Source organism: Microbacterium sp. Clip185, from assembly GCF_028743715.1.
Taxonomy (GTDB): domain Bacteria; phylum Actinomycetota; class Actinomycetes; order Actinomycetales; family Microbacteriaceae; genus Microbacterium.
In genome coordinates this window covers 2,156,840-2,171,354 of the sequence record NZ_CP117996.1, presented here as the reverse complement: position 1 = coordinate 2,171,354, position 14,515 = coordinate 2,156,840, and the positions used below count along the sequence as shown (strand labels likewise).

Genomic DNA, 14,515 nt, shown 5'->3' with positions numbered 1-14,515 from the left:
GCCTCCGGCGTGCACCGCGCCGGAGGCCCTTCGTGGTCGTGGGACCTTCGCCCCTGCTGCGTCCGGATGCGCGCGCCTAGCTTCGAAGACACAGGGCGCCGAGGGGATCGGCGCGGAAGGGCTCATCATGCAACGCGCACTCGTCGTCGGCGGCACCGGCCTCCTCGGCTACCACACCACGCAGGAGCTCCTGCGTCGCGGCTATCGGGTCGCGACGCTCGCGCTGCCCGCGACCGACGCGCCGGAGCTGCCGGTGGAGGTCGACGCCCACTGGGGCGATCTGAACCTGATGACCGACGGCGAGCTCACCGATCTGCTCACCGGCACGGATGCGGTGTTCTTCGCGATGGGTGCCGATGAGCGCACCCTGCCGCCGGCACCCGCATCCCGCTTCTACTACGAGGCCAATGTCGTCCCGACGCAGCGCCTCGCGCGCCTCGCCCGCGCGGCCGGGGTGCAGCGCTTCATCGTCTTCGGCTCCGACACCGCCGAGTGGGGGGAGCGCTGGCCCGAACTCGGGTTCCGCACCCGCAACGCGTACCCGCGCTCCCGCTACGCGCAGGAGGAGGTCGCCGTGCTCGAGGGTGACGGCGCGATGGACGTCATGGTGCTGCGCCTGCCGTACATCTTCGGCATCGTGGCGGGGCAGCGCCCCCGCTGGCAGGCCGTGCTGGATGCGGTCGCGGCCAGCGCCGGGCCGATCCCGGTGCTGGGAGGGTCCACGTCCGCCGTCACGGTGCGCCAGGTCGCGCAGGCCGCCGTCGGTGCGATGGAGCGCGGGACGCACGGCAGCAGGTACACGCTGAGTGCCTACGAGCTGAGCCACTCCCAGTTCCTCGAACTGTGCTGCGAAGCGGTCGGTCGCGACCCGCACGATGTCGCGGTGGTGCCGCTGGGTGATCTGCTTCCCACCTCCGAGGCGCGCGAGGCCGAGGTGCAGGCGGTCGGACGCGAGTTCGGCCTGCATCCCGCCGACACGGCGCTGCTCGGGGAGAAGCGCGCGGTGGGGGATGTGGCCGACACGATCGCCCTCGACGTCGAACCCGACGATGTGCTGGGCGAGATCCGTGCCTGCCTCGCCTGGTGCGTCGAGCACCCGCGCGAGGCCGTGCCCGCCTGACGAGCCTTCGGTGGGGCGCTCAGTCGTCGAGCGCCTCGCCGAGTTCCAGCCAGCGCTCTTCGAGGGTTGCGACCTCGGCGACGTACCCGTCACGCGTGCGCTGCAGTTCGAGCAGCCGGTCGTAGTCGTCGTGGGCGTCGGCGAACCGGGCGTCGAGCGCGGTGATCTCGCTCTGCAGCTTCGCGAGGCGTCGGTCGATCGCCGAGAGCTCCTTCTCGGCGGCGCGACGCTCTGCGCCCGCGAGGGTGGGCGATGAGGCGGGCGTGCCACGTTTCGTCTCGTTGCTGCGCTCCTCGCTCAACGACCGGGAGCCGGGCTGCGCGGCACGCAGACGCAGATACTCGTCGACGCCGCCCGGCAGGTGCCGGAAGCGGCCGTCGAGGATCGCGTACTGCTGGTCGGTGACACGCTCGAGGAAGTACCGGTCGTGCGAGACGACGACGAGGGTGCCCGGCCACGAGTCGAGCAGGTCCTCCATCGCCGCGAGCATGTCGGTGTCGAGGTCGTTGGTCGGCTCGTCGAGGATCAGCACGTTGGGCTGCGAGAGCAGCACGAGCAGCAGCTGCAGGCGCCGCTTCTGTCCGCCCGAGAGGTCCTTCACGGGCGTTGAGAGCTGCGCGCTGGAGAAGCCCAGGCGCTCGAGCAGCTGACCGGGGGTAAGCTCTTGCGCCTTCGATCCTGCCCCGAACGAGTACGTCGTCCGCAGGCCCGCGAGCACGACGCGCACGGGGGAGTCGAGGTGCTCGTCGAGCTCGTCCATGCGCTGCGAGAGTGTCGCGACCTGCACGGTCTTGCCGCGCTTCACGCGCCCCGCGGTGGGTGCGATCTCACCCGAGACGAGCCCCAGCAGGGTGGACTTGCCGGCGCCGTTCACCCCGAGGATGCCGGTGCGCTCGCCCGGCGCGATGCGCCACTCGACTTCATGCAGCACCTCGCGATCGTCGTACGAGACGGAGGCGTCGAGCAGGTCCACGACGTCCTTGCCGAGCCGCGCGACGGCGAGGGAGCGCAGGGAGACGCTGTCGCGGATCTCGGGCACGTCGGCGATGAGCTCGTTCGCCGCGTCGATGCGGAACTTCGGCTTCGACGTGCGCGCGGGCGCGCCGCGCCGCAGCCAGGCCAGCTCCTTACGGGCCAGGTTCTGCCGCTTCGACTCGATCGTCGCGGCCTGCCGGTCGCGCTCCACTCGTTGCAGGATGTAGGCGGCGTAGCCGCCCTCGAAGGGCTCGACGATGCGGTCGTGCACCTCCCATGTCATCGTGCACACCTCATCGAGGAACCACCGGTCGTGCGTCACGACGAGCAGGCCCCCGGCGTTCTGCGGCCACCGCTTCTTCAGGTGCGCTGCGAGCCAGCTGATCGCCTCGACATCGAGGTGGTTGGTGGGCTCGTCGAGGGCGATGACGTCCCAGTCGCCGGCGAGCAGAGCCGCGAGCGCGACGCGTCGCCGCTGTCCGCCGGACAGGGTCGCGACATCCGCATCCCAGTCGAGGTCGCCGAGGAGCCCCGCGATGACGTCGCGCGCGCGGGCGTCACCGGCCCATTCGTGCTCGGGGCGGTCGCCGACGACGCTCTCGCCGATCGTGCGCCCATCGACGAGGGTGTCGGCCTGATCGAGAACGCCGATGCTGACGCCGCCGCGGACGGTGACGCGTCCGCTGTCGGGTGCGGTGCGCCCGGCGAGCATGCCGAGCAGCGTGGACTTGCCGTCGCCGTTGCGGCCGACGATGCCGATGCGATCGCCCTCGTTCACACCGAGCGAGACGGAGTCGAAGACGACCTTCGTCGGGTATTCGAGATGAAGGGCTTCGCCGCCGAGTAGATGAGCCATGTTGTCTCCAGGCTAGATGACCGCCTCCCGCTCCCGGTGCGGTTGGTACGCTCGCAGCATGCAATGCCGGTGACCCGCCTTCTTCTCCCGCACACGCGCGCTCGCGCGCCTCGGAAAGGGTCCACCCATGCATGCAGATCTTCCCCTGAGTGGCCGCACCGCTCTCGTCACCGGCGTCTCCCGCCGTCGCGGCATCGGCTACGCCGTCGCCCGCTCACTCGCCGCCCGCGGCGCGCACCTCGTCATCCAGCACCACCGCCCGCACGACGTCGACCAGCCATGGGGAGCCGACGATCTCGACGCGGTCCGCGCCGGCATCGGCGCCGAGCTCGTCTCCGGAGCGACGCTGACCGACATCGGCGCGGATCTCGCCGACGAGGGCGCGATCGCCCGGGTGATGGATGCGGCCGCCGCTGCGACCGGCGCCGTCGACATCCTCGTCTGCAATCACGCCAAGAGCGGCGACGACGGCAGCATCCTCGATATGACGCCCGAGCGTCTCGACGCGTTCTGGCAGGTGAACGCGCGCTCGACGCTGCTGCTGACCGCCGACTTCGCCCGCCGCAAGGCTCCGGGCCAGCACGAGCAGCGGCGGCCCGGAGAGCGCGTGAGCGGCGCGAAGCCGTTCGCGGAGCCGCAGGGGCACGTCATCTGGATGACCTCCGGTCAGATCCACGGGCCGATGCGAGGAGAGATCGCCTACGCCACGAGCAAGGCCGCGCTCGCGGGGATCACACCGTCCGTCGCCGCCGAGCTGCTGGAGTTGGGAATCGTGCTCAACACCGTGAACCCCGGTCCGGTGAACACGGGCTACTTGGACGCCGAGACCGCAGATCGTCCCCTGGACGGCATCGAGGAGTATCTGCGCACGACCCCGTTCGGACGCTTCGGTCGGCCCGAGGATGCGGCCGAGCTCATCGGATGGCTCACGAGCCCGGCCGGAAGCTGGGTGGTGGGTCAGGTGCTCACCGGCGACGGAGGCTTCTCGCTGGGCTGAGCATCGTGGTCAGTGCAGCCAGAACTCCAGCATCACCACGAGCAGACCCAGGAACGCGGTGCCGACGGCGCCGAGCAGGCGCACCCAGAGCTTCGCACCGGTGCGCGCGTAGGCGGAGAAACCGAGGACGGCGAGCATCGCGAGAGCCGCCCAGATGCCGGCATCCTGCACGTCGCCCGCATCCGAGGTGAAGAACGCCGTGATGATCATGGCGATCGTTGACGGTGCGCACGCGTAGAGCATGCCGAGCGAATGGATGAAGGCGAGCCGTGTCGCGGTGCCGAGACCGTGGCGGCCGTGGTCCGACAGCGTGTGGGCGAACACGTGCGCGAGGTAGAAGACGACGAGGCTGCTGATGGACACCGTGAGCATCTCGCTGACGGGGCCTTCCTCGTCGGCGATCAGCACGACCGTCGTGTAGACGATCAGGCCGTAGACGGCGACAGGGGTGCGGAAGCGGTTGTCGAACCAGCGCTGCAGCTTGCGGTGCCGAGCCGCATCCGGGGCGGTGGCGGTGTCGTCGCTCATGTGTCGAATCCCAGGGAGAGTTTGCGCAGCAGGGCGGCGAGGCGGTCCCGGTCGCTGCGGGACAGTCGCTGCAGCAGCAGCGCCTCCGCATCGACCAGGCGGGTGATGGCGGCATCGACGCGGGTGCGGCCCTCGTCGGTGAGGATGACGTGCACGCTGCGTCCGTCGGCGGGATCCGCCTCGCGGCGGACGAGTCGACGCCCCACGAGCCGGTCGATGCGGTTGGTCATGGTGCCGCTGGAGACGAGCGTCTGCTGCAGCAGCTGCTTGGGGCTGAGCTGGTACGGCTCACCGGAGCGCCGCAGCGCGGAGAGCACATCCCACTCCCACGGTTCCAGGTCGCTGCGGCGGAACGCCTCGCGCCGGGCGCGGTCGAGGTGGCGCGACAGGCGGTCGACGCGCGAGAGCACCTCGAGCGGCGAGAAGTCGAGGTCCGGCCGCTGGGTCGTCCACGACCCGACGATGCGGTCGACCTCGTCGCTCTCTGTCGCCATGAGGCCATTATGGCGATCCGTGCTCCCCTCTCGTCGGCGAGACTGCATTTCGAGCACGAGATCACTGTCATTACCCGTGATCTCGTGGCGAAAGTGCAGTCTCGCGGGAAGTGGGCTGCCCGAGCGCGAGCGGATGCGGCGGGCCGGGCGCGGGGCGACGCACAGAGCGGATGCGGGAGGGTGTGGCCGCAGGTGGCAGACTGGGGGAGCCCGCCTGAGCGCGGGCGGTCCGCCGTGGTGTAATGGCAGCACGACAGCCTTTGGAGCTGTGAGGTCTAGGTTCGAGTCCTGGCGGCGGAGCATGTCGGAATCGCTCAAGGCACCGCTCGCCGTCATCGTCCTCGCCGCCGGTCAGGGAACGCGCATGCGCTCCCGCCTCCCCAAGGTGCTGCACCCGCTCGCCGGACAACCCCTCGTGGGTCACGTGCTGCGCACGGCCCGCGTGCTCGAGCCCGCTCGTGTGGCGGTCGTGGTGCGCCACGAGCGGGCGCTCGTCGCCGAGGCTGTCGCCGCCCTCGCTCCCGACGCGGTGGTCGTGGATCAGGACGAGATCCCCGGCACCGGCCGCGCCGTGGAGCTCGGACTCGCCGGCCTCGACACCTTCGAGGGAGACGTGCTCGTGCTCAGCGGCGATGTGCCGCTGCTCGAGGCCGAGACGCTGCAGGCCCTGGTCGAGACCCACCGGGCGCGCGAGGCGGCCGTGACACTGCTCAGCGCGGTCCTCAGCGACCCCACCGGCTACGGCCGGGTGCTGCGCGATGCCTCCGGCGACGTCGAGCGCATCGTCGAGCAGAAGGACGCCACCGACCACGAGGCCGAGGTCGCCGAGATCAACGCGGGCGTGTACGTCTTCCGCGCCGAGGCGCTGCGCCGGCACCTCCCCGAGGTCGGCCAGGCCAACGCCCAGGGGGAGAAGTACCTCACGGACGTGGTGGCGCTGGCCCGCCGCGCCGGGGAGCGCATCGCCGTCGGACAGTCGCCCGACCCGGCCGCCGCCCTCGGCGTCAACGACCGGGTGCAGCTCGCCGAGGCCGCCCGCATCCTCAACGCCCGCACCGTGCGCCGCTGGCAGATGGCGGGCGCCAGCATCCTGGATCCCGCGACGACGTGGATCGACGTCGACGCGACCCTCGCCGAGGATGTGACGGTGCTGCCGGGCACGTATCTGCTGGGGGCGACGTCGGTCGCCGCGGGCGCGACGATCGGTCCCGACACGAGCCTCACCGACTGCGAGGTCGGGGAGGATGCGGTCGTCCGCCGCACGGATGCGACCCTCGCCGTCATCGGCCCGCGCGCGAGCGTCGGACCGTTCGCCTACCTCCGCCCCGGCACGACGCTCGCCGCCGACGGCAAGATCGGCACCTTCGTCGAGACGAAGAACTCGCAGATCGGCGAGGGCAGCAAGGTGCCCCACCTCTCCTACATCGGCGACACGACGATCGGCCGCGGCGTCAACCTCGGCGCCGGCGCGATCACCGCGAACTACGACGACATCGCCAAGCACCGCACCGAGATCGGTGACGAGGTGCACAGCGGCTCGCACAATGTGTTCGTGGCGCCGGTTAAGATCGGAGACGGCGCGAAAACCGGTGCCGGAGCTGTCATCCGCAAGGATGTTCCGGCCGGTGCCCTGGCTCTCAGCGTCGCCCCTCAGCGCAACGTCGAGGGATGGGTCGAGAACAACAGGCCGGGCACGGCCGCAGCTGATGCGGCGAAGCGCGCACGGACCGCACAGGAAGCTGGCGATGGCACGCAAAGATAAGACGGTCGATCTGGATCGCGAGCGCGGAATCGCTCCGGGACTGGTCGCCAAGACCAAGAAGCGTCTCGTCGTGGCTTCGGGGCGTTCGCACCCCGAGCTGGCGACGGAAGTCGCCACCCAGCTGGGCACGCAGCTCGTACCCACCGAGTACCGCACGTTCGCGTCGGGTGAGATCCTGACCCGCTTCGAGGTCTCGATCCGCGGCTGCGACTTCTTCCTGCTGCAGAGCTTCGGCCCGCCGGTGAACGAGTGGCTCATGGAGACGCTCATCATGCTGGATGCTGCCAAGCGCGCATCCGCCAAGCGCATCACCGTCGTCGCGCCGTACTTCCCCTACTCCCGCCAGGACAAGAAGGGCCGCGGTCGCGAGCCGATCAGCGCGCGCCTGGTCGCCGACCTGCTGAAGACCGCGGGCGCCGACCGCGTCATGAGCGTCGACCTGCACGCTGCGCAGATCCAGGGCTTCTTCGACGGCCCCGTCGACCACCTGTTCGCGAAGCCCGTGCTGCTCGAGTACTTCGAGCGCACCCTGACCCCCGAGGACCGCGCGAAGCTGACGGTCGTCTCGCCGGACACCGGCCGGGTGCGGGTGGCCGACACATGGTCGGACAGCCTCGGCGCGCCGCTGGCGATCATCCACAAGCGTCGGGACCCCAACGTCGCCAACCAGGTGACGGTCAACGAGATCGTCGGTTCGGTCGCCGGGCGCGTGTGCCTGCTGGTGGACGACATGATCGACACCGGCGGCACGATCGTCAAGGCCGCACAGGCGCTCAAGGCGAGCGGTGCCGAACGCGTCATCGTGGCGGCCACGCACGCTGTCTTCAGCGACCCGGCGACCGAGCGCTTGCAGGATGCGTCGATCGACGAGGTCGTGGTCACCGACACGATCCCGCTTCCCGAAGAGAAGCGCTTCCCGGCGCTGACCGTGCTGCCGATCGCGCCGCTCCTGGGCCGCGCGATCCGCGAGGTCTTCGAGGACGGGTCGGTCACGAGCATGTTCGACGGCGCTGCCTGACAGATTCTTATCCACATTCCTCGGGATTCATAGCGGTCACAAAAGTCCTCTGCGCAGGATGGTCCATGCCGCCGCATACAGCGGACGGCTACGACAGCGCGAGGGACGGGCACGGTGTACACCGGGCTCGTCTGTCGAGGCACCGCATCCAGGAGGACCGAAAATGATCCGCACGAACGCCGTACCCCGCCCCGTCCGCACTGCCGCCGCCGTCATCGGCGTCGCCGGAGCCTTCGCCCTTGCGGGCTGCTCCTCGCAGGCCGCAACCACCGACACCGGCTCGAGCGATGCTCCCGCGACCTCGAGCACCCCGATGAGCACGGGCTCGTCGGGGTCGGATTCCAGCTCCAGCTCCAGCTCGGGCACGTACAAGGACGGCACCTACACCGCCGAGGGCTCCTACCAGACGCCCGAGACGGTCGAGAAGATCACCGTCAAGGTGACGCTCGCGGATGACACCATCACCGCCGTCGACGTGACCGGCGACCCGCAGGCGCGCGAGTCGCAGCAGTACCAGGGCCAGTTCATCGGCGGCATCTCGGACGAGGTCGTCGGCAAGAAGATCGACGACATCAAGGTCAGCCGGGTGGCCGGGTCGTCGCTCACGAGCGGCGGCTTCAACCAGGCCATCGAGGAGATCAAGACCGAAGCCAAGAGCTGATGTCCGAGCTGTGGCGGTTCGACGCGATCGGAACCCGATGGGAGATCGAGACCGCTGAGCCCATCACCGACCAGACCCGCACGCTCATCGGCGCCGTGATCGACGGCTTCGATGAGGAGTGGTCGCGGTTCCGCCCGGACTCCCTCGTGAGCCGCCTCGCCGCCCACGGCGGCGAGGCGGCCGCGCCGGCGGATGCGGTCGCGATGCTCGACGCCTACCTCGAGCTCGATGCGGCGACGGCGGGAGCGGTGAACCCCTTGGTGGGCGAGAGTCTCGCTCGTCGCGGATACGACGCCGCCTACTCGTTCGTCGACCGCGGGCCTTCTCCTGCCCCGTCGTGGCAGCAGGTGCTTGAGTGGGACGCCCAGACGCTGCGGCTCGCCCGACCGGCGCTGCTGGATGTGGGTGCCCTCGGCAAGGGCCGCCTCGTCGACCTCGTCGCCAAGATCCTCGCGGGATCCGTCGCCGGCGACTTCGTGGTCGACGCGAGCGGAGACATGGCGGTTCGCGGCGGTCCCGTGCGCGTCGGTCTCGAGCATCCTTTCGACCCCTCCCGGGCGATCGGTGTCTTCGAGGTCGAGGATGCGGCGCTGTGCGCGTCCGCGACGAACCGCCGCGCGTGGGGCGAGGGCCTCCACCACGTGCTCGATGCCCGCACCGGCGTTCCGGTGCGCACGATCGCCGCCACGTGGGCGCTGGCATCCGATGCGATGCACGCCGACGCGGCGGCGACCGCACTCTTCTTCGACGGCGGCCCCGAATTGGCCGCCGACTGGGGCGTGTCGTGGGTGAGGATGACCACCGACGGCACCGTCGAATGGTCCGTTGACCAGAAAGCCGAGTTGTTCCTGTGATCGCCTCCTTCACCGCCGGCGCGAATCGGGTCACCGCCCTCTTCGGGCGCCTGTCGATGTACCGGCTCGTTCAGCTCGCGCTGGGCGTGCTCGCCGCCATCGCCTTCGTCCTCTCGTTCGCGGGCCTCGTCGTCCCCACGCCGTGGGAGCTGCTGGCCACCGCCCTCGTGCTGGTCGTGGTCGGCGTCCTCGCCGACACCACGGCGCAGCGACTGCTGCGGCTGCCCCTGCGCACCGAGTCCACGCTCATCACCTCCGTGATCCTGCTGTTCGTGCTGCGCCCGACCGTCGAGCCCATGGGACTGGTGGGCATCGCGATCGCGGCGCTGGCCGCATCCGTATCCAAGTACCTGCTCGCGTGGCGCGGCCGCCATATCTTCAACCCGGCGGCCGTGGGGGCGACGGTCGTCACGATCGTCTCCGCGCTGCTGCCGCTGGATTCGGGCATCGGCGGTTCGGCCTGGTGGGTGGGAACCCCCGTGCTGTTCGGTCCGGTGCTGCTGCTCGGGCTCATCGTGCTCTGGCGCACCGAGAAGATCCGCGTCGTCGGGCTCTTCTTCGTGGTCGCCGTCGCCGTCAACCTGATCCGTGTCTTCGTCCAGTATCAGCAGTCCGGTCTCGCGATCGATGCGGGCACCGTGATCGGGCAGGTGCTGACCGCATCCCCGTTCCTGTTCCTCGGCGCCTTCATGCTCTCCGAGCCGTTGACGCTGCCGCCGCGGCGCTGGCAGCAGTACACGGTGGCTGCCGTCGTGGGGGTGCTGGCGGGCTGGCCCATCCCGGTCGGTTACATGACGCTGGGCCAGGAGCGGGCGCTGCTCATCGGCAACCTGATCGCGTTCCTGCTCTGCCTGCGTCAGGCCGTGCGGCTGACGCTCGTGGAGCGGCACTCGCCGAGCCCGACGGTTCGGGAGCTGGTGTTCCGCGCCGAGCGCGGTCTCGCCTTCCGGGCGGGCCAGTATCTCGAGCTCGATGTGCCCCACCGTCGCGCCGACGCGCGCGGAACCCGACGCGAGTTCAGCATCGTCTCCGCACCGGAGGACCTGCCGACGGTGCGTGTCGCCTATCGCGACGGCGTGGGGCCGCAGAGCTCGTACAAGAAGGCGCTCGGCGAGGTGCAGCCGGGCAAGAAGCTGGCCGTCACGGGCATCTGGGGCGACTTCGTTCTACCCAAGGACACCTCGCGGCCCGTGCTGCTCGTAGCCGCAGGTATCGGCGTGACGCCCTTCGTGTCGCAACTGCGTCATCTCGCGGCCAGCGGGGTCCGGCGCGACATCGTGCTCGTGTTCGTGGCGTCGGATGCCGGTCAGCTCGTGTTCCGCGACGACCTCGCCGCATCCGGGGTTCCGGTGGTCGTGTTCACTCCCGACGACCCGGGGACTCTGCCCGCGAACTGGACGTGGGCAGGTCCGGATCGCATCGATGCCGGGCACCTCGCCCGTGTCGTTCCCGACATCGGCCAGCGTCACGCGTACGTGTCGGGCCCGCCGCGGCTGATCGCCGACCTCGCGCCGGCGCTCGAGAAGGCCCGCGGCATCACGACAGACGCCTTCAGCGGCTACTGACCCCGCGTCCCGCGCGTGGGGTCTGGGCCCGGGGGCCTTGACCTGGGGGCACGGGGCCGGCCCCGGGGGATTCGGGGCTCGGGGGCCTGGGGGCGCGGGTCCTGGGGGCACGGGTCCTGGGTCTCGGGGCAGGTCCGGCGTAAAGGTCGGTTCCGGCATCCGGGTGCCCGAGTTGCGTCGCAGTTGCGCAAATGCCACAGTTCTGCGCACCTGCGCCAGTGATTACTTGGTGCAGGTGCGCATTTCTGTAGCGGCAAGCGGCAAGCGGCAAGCGGCGAGCGGCGGATGGCGGATGCGGGCGCGCAAGCCGCATCCGTTTCCTTCGCGGCTACTCGCCGCCAGCGCGAACGGATGCGGAACCGCCACACTTTTGCGCAGATGCGCCTGCGATCAGCAGGCGCATCTGCGTAAAAGTGGCGCATCTGCGCAAGTGCGACGCAACTCGGGCGATGGAGCCGGGCCACAACGCCGCGGCGCCGCACTCGCCCACAACGCCGCGGCGCCGCACTCGCCCACAACGCCGCGGCGCCGCACCCGGAAGACGGATGCGGCGCCGGAGGGCCCGAGGGTGTCAGACCGTGCGGTGGGTCCGGTAGTAGTCGAGCAGCGCGCGCGTCGACGAATCCTGTGCCGCCGTCGCATCCGCATCGCCCTCGATCGCGGGTGCGATCTGCAGGGCGAGCTGCTTGCCGAGTTCCACACCCCACTGGTCGAACGAGTTGATGCCCCAGATCGCGCCCTGCGTGAAGGTGATGTGCTCGTACAGTGCGATGAGCTGGCCGAGCACCGCCGGGGTGAGGGCGGGGGCGAAGATCGACGTCGTCGGGCGGTTGCCCGCGAACGTGCGTGCGGCCACGAGCGCACCGGTGGTGCCCTCGGCCTCGACCTCCGCGGCGGTCTTGCCGAACGCGAGCGCCTTGGTCTGGGCGAGGAAGTTCGCCAGGAACAGTCCGTGCACGTCGCGGTCTCCGTCGCGGAGCGGATAGGCGGGGTTCACGAATGCGATGAAGTCGGCCGGGATCAGGCGCGTGCCCTGGTGGATCAGCTGGTAGAACGCGTGCTGTCCATTCGTGCCCGGCTCGCCCCAGAAGATCTCGCCGGTATCGGTCGTGACGGGGGAGCCGTCCCAGCGCACCGATTTGCCGTTGGACTCCATCGTGAGCTGCTGCAGGTACGCCGGGAAGCGGCTCAGCTGCTGCGCGTAGGGGAGGACCGCGTGCGACTGCGCGCCGAGGAAGTTGTTGTACCAGACGTTCAGCAGGCCCATGAGGACGGGCACGTTGCGCTCGAGCGGCGTGGTGCGCACGTGCTCGTCGACCGCGTGGAAGCCGGCGAGCAGCTCACGGAACACGTCCGGGCCGAGGGTGATCGCGAGCGACAGGCCGATCGCCGAGTCGACGGAGTAGCGCCCGCCCACCCAGTCCCAGAATCCGAACGCGTTCGTCGGGTCGATGCCGAAGGCGGCGACCTTGTCGAGCGCCGTCGACACCGCGACGAAGTGGTGCGCGACCGCATCCGTGCGGGCGTCGTCCTCGTCGGCGATGGCGCCGGATGCGGTGAGCCCCGCCCACAGCCAGTCGCGCGCGAGGCGGGCGTTGGTCAGCGTCTCCAGCGTGGTGAACGTCTTGGACGCGACGATGAACAGGGTCGTCTCGGGGTCGAGGTCGGCCGTCTTCTGGGCGAGGTCGGTCGGGTCGATGTTCGACACGAATCGCGCCTGGATGCCGGCGTCCGCGTAGGGCTTCAGAGCTTCGTAGACCATGACCGGGCCGAGGTCGGAGCCGCCGATACCGATGTTCACGACATGCGTGACCTTCTTGCCGGTGACACCCTGCCACTCGCCCGACCGCACCCGGTCGGCGAAGGCTGCGACGAGCTCGAGCACCGACTGCACGTCCTCGTCGACGTGCTGGCCGTCGACGACGAGCGCGGGCTGGGCGCCCGCGGGGCGGCGGAGGGCGGTGTGCAGCACGGCGCGGTCTTCGCTCGTGTTGATGTGCACACCGGCCAGCATCTCGGCGAAGCGCTCCTCGACGCCGGTCTGGCGCGCGAGCTCCACGAGCCGGGTGAGGATCTCGTCGGTGACGAGGTTCTTCGACAGGTCGACGTGCAGGTCTGCCAGCGGCAGGCTCAGGCGCTGAGCGCGGTCGTCCTCAGCGGCGAACCAGCCGCGCAGGTCGGGGGAGAACCCGTCACGAAGGGCGGTGAGATCCGCCCAGGCGGAGGTGGTGGTGGCATCGATCGGAGTGGTCACCCCACCACGCTAGCGGCTCGGATCGGCCTCGGATGCGGTCGATCCCGGATCAATGGGTTTGCCTGGCATACGCACGGTGAACGTGGTGTCGCCGGGGACGGAATCGACCGTCAGCTCGCCGCCGTGAGCGTTGGTGATCGCCCGTGCGATGGACAGGCCGAGGCCGGTGCCGCCGGTCTTGCGAGCGCGTGAGCTGTCGCCGCGTGCGAAGCGCTCGAAGAGCTCGTCGCGCACCTGCGGGTCGATGCCCGGGCCGTCGTCGTGCACACGGAGCACCGCGTCCGAACCCTCGCGCGTGACGCTGAGCGTCACGGTCGTGCCGGCGGGGGTGTGCGTGCGAGCGTTCGCCAGCAGGTTCGCCACGACCTGGGTGAGTCGGCCCGTGTCGCCCGCAACGATGACCGGCTCCTCGTCGAGTTCGAGTTCCCAATGGTGATCCTGGCCCGCCGCCTGCGCGTCGCCGAGGGACTCGACAGCAAGCCGCGAGAGATCGACCGATCCGTAGACGAGCTCGTGCCCTTCCTCGAGGCGGGCGAGCAGCAGGAGGTCTTCGACGAGCTCGGTCATCCGCAGCGATTGGGCCTGGATGCGCTGCAGCGAGGACTCCGTGGTCTCGCTCAGCGTACGATCGCGCAGCGACAGCTCGGAGTAGCCGCGGATGGAGGCGAGAGGGGTGCGCAGCTCGTGGCTCGCATCGGCGACGAAGCGCCGCATCCGCTCCTCGTTGCGCTGACGTGCCTCGAGCGAGGTCTCGACGTGATCGAGGAGGGTGTTCAGCGCGACGCCGACGCGTCCGATCTCCGTCGCGTCGTCGGCCTCGGATGCGGGAACGCGCTCGCTGATGCGCACGGCGCCCTCCGACAGGGGCTGGGCGGCGACCCGCTCGGCGGTGCTCGCCACGGCGCTGAGCGGCCGGAGGCTGCGGCGGATGATCACGGCGAGCACGACACCGAGCAGCAGCAGACCGCCGACGGTCACGAGCGCGACGGTGGTGACGATCTGGCCGAGCGTCTCGGTGACCTCGGAGGTGGGCAGCCCGACCAGCAGGAAAGCGCCCGAGGTGCTGCCGGTCAGGATGGCGCGATAGTCGCCCAGGCCGTCGATCGAGACGTCGACGCGGCCGGTGTCGTGGTCGGGACGGCCCGTGATGCTCTCGATCTGCGACGACGAGAGTTCGACGATGTTGTTGTCATCGGCGACGTACGCGCCGGTGGTGGGACCGTACTGTCCGCGCAGCACGAGGAGCGTGCCGACCTCCTGGCGGCCGTTCTTGAGGATGTCCGCAGCACTGTCGGTCGGATTGCCGTACAGCTGCGACGCCTCCGTGACCTGCGTGTCCAGGCTCTCCCGCATGATCGAGGTGAGGATCGTGCCCGTGGCCAATCCGACGGCGCCCAGGATGATGGCGACCATGCCGATGACGGCGACCAT

The 14,515-nt window shown here is 70.1% G+C and carries 12 protein-coding genes and 1 tRNA gene; 8 read left to right on the top strand and 5 right to left on the bottom strand.

The window, feature by feature from the left end:
- Positions 1 to 127 precede the first annotated feature (127 nt).
- Positions 128 to 1,120, top strand: a complete 993-nt coding sequence (locus PQV94_RS10575) for an NAD-dependent epimerase/dehydratase family protein (RefSeq protein WP_274285801.1) — start codon at positions 128 to 130, stop codon at positions 1,118 to 1,120.
- A 19-nt stretch (positions 1,121 to 1,139) separates the two neighbouring features.
- Here the strand turns inward: PQV94_RS10575 and PQV94_RS10570 are convergent, their stop codons facing one another.
- On the bottom strand, positions 1,140 to 2,951 hold the full coding sequence (locus PQV94_RS10570; RefSeq protein ID WP_274285800.1) for an ABC-F family ATP-binding cassette domain-containing protein: 1,812 nt from the start codon (positions 2,949 to 2,951) through the stop codon (positions 1,140 to 1,142).
- A gap of 127 nt (positions 2,952 to 3,078) precedes the next feature.
- Here PQV94_RS10570 and PQV94_RS10565 point away from each other — a divergent pair, with 127 nt between their 5' ends.
- Positions 3,079 to 3,948, top strand: coding sequence for an SDR family oxidoreductase (locus PQV94_RS10565; protein ID WP_274285799.1), 870 nt, complete (start codon positions 3,079 to 3,081; stop codon positions 3,946 to 3,948).
- 9 nt (positions 3,949 to 3,957) lie between these two features.
- Here PQV94_RS10565 and PQV94_RS10560 read toward each other — a convergent pair whose 3' ends face one another.
- Complete coding sequence (locus PQV94_RS10560; RefSeq protein ID WP_274285798.1) at positions 3,958 to 4,476, bottom strand: hypothetical protein; 519 nt, start codon at positions 4,474 to 4,476, stop codon at positions 3,958 to 3,960.
- Positions 4,473 to 4,970, bottom strand: a complete 498-nt coding sequence (locus PQV94_RS10555; RefSeq protein WP_274285797.1) for a MarR family winged helix-turn-helix transcriptional regulator — start codon at positions 4,968 to 4,970, stop codon at positions 4,473 to 4,475. The genes PQV94_RS10560 and PQV94_RS10555 overlap by 4 nt, the downstream gene beginning before the upstream one ends.
- 228 nt (positions 4,971 to 5,198) lie before the next feature.
- Between PQV94_RS10555 and PQV94_RS10550 the strand changes: the two genes are divergently transcribed.
- The 6 genes from PQV94_RS10550 to PQV94_RS10525 all read left to right on the top strand — a co-directional run bounded on the left by PQV94_RS10550 (position 5,199) and on the right by PQV94_RS10525 (position 10,830).
- A tRNA-Gln gene (locus PQV94_RS10550) sits at positions 5,199 to 5,270 on the top strand.
- A gap of 1 nt (position 5,271) precedes the next feature.
- On the top strand, positions 5,272 to 6,732 hold the full coding sequence (gene glmU / locus PQV94_RS10545; RefSeq protein WP_274285796.1) for a bifunctional UDP-N-acetylglucosamine diphosphorylase/glucosamine-1-phosphate N-acetyltransferase GlmU: 1,461 nt from the start codon (positions 5,272 to 5,274) through the stop codon (positions 6,730 to 6,732).
- Positions 6,716 to 7,750: a ribose-phosphate diphosphokinase gene (locus tag PQV94_RS10540; protein ID WP_274285795.1), complete on the top strand. Its 1,035-nt coding sequence runs from the start codon at positions 6,716 to 6,718 to the stop codon at positions 7,748 to 7,750. The genes glmU and PQV94_RS10540 overlap by 17 nt, the downstream gene beginning before the upstream one ends.
- 163 nt (positions 7,751 to 7,913) lie before the next feature.
- Positions 7,914 to 8,411, top strand: a complete 498-nt coding sequence (locus tag PQV94_RS10535) for an FMN-binding protein (protein ID WP_274285794.1) — start codon at positions 7,914 to 7,916, stop codon at positions 8,409 to 8,411.
- Positions 8,411 to 9,265, top strand: coding sequence for an FAD:protein FMN transferase (locus PQV94_RS10530; RefSeq protein ID WP_274285793.1), 855 nt, complete (start codon positions 8,411 to 8,413; stop codon positions 9,263 to 9,265). Before PQV94_RS10535 ends, PQV94_RS10530 begins: the two co-directional genes overlap by 1 nt.
- A complete protein-coding gene (locus PQV94_RS10525) occupies positions 9,262 to 10,830 on the top strand; it encodes an FAD-dependent oxidoreductase (protein ID WP_274285792.1) in 1,569 nt (522 codons plus the stop codon). The genes PQV94_RS10530 and PQV94_RS10525 overlap by 4 nt, the downstream gene beginning before the upstream one ends.
- 571 nt (positions 10,831 to 11,401) lie before the next feature.
- On the opposite strand, the gene pgi is transcribed toward PQV94_RS10525, so the two are convergent.
- Together pgi and PQV94_RS10515 are read right to left on the bottom strand one after the other, a co-directional pair.
- Positions 11,402 to 13,084 (bottom strand): glucose-6-phosphate isomerase, encoded by a 1,683-nt coding sequence (gene pgi / locus PQV94_RS10520; RefSeq protein ID WP_274285791.1) that lies wholly within the window; start codon positions 13,082 to 13,084, stop codon positions 11,402 to 11,404.
- Positions 13,085 to 13,093: 9 nt separating this feature from the next.
- Positions 13,094 to 14,515 carry a sensor histidine kinase gene (locus PQV94_RS10515; protein WP_274285790.1) on the bottom strand — a complete coding sequence of 474 codons (1,422 nt, stop codon included), beginning with the start codon at positions 14,513 to 14,515 and terminating at the stop codon, positions 13,094 to 13,096.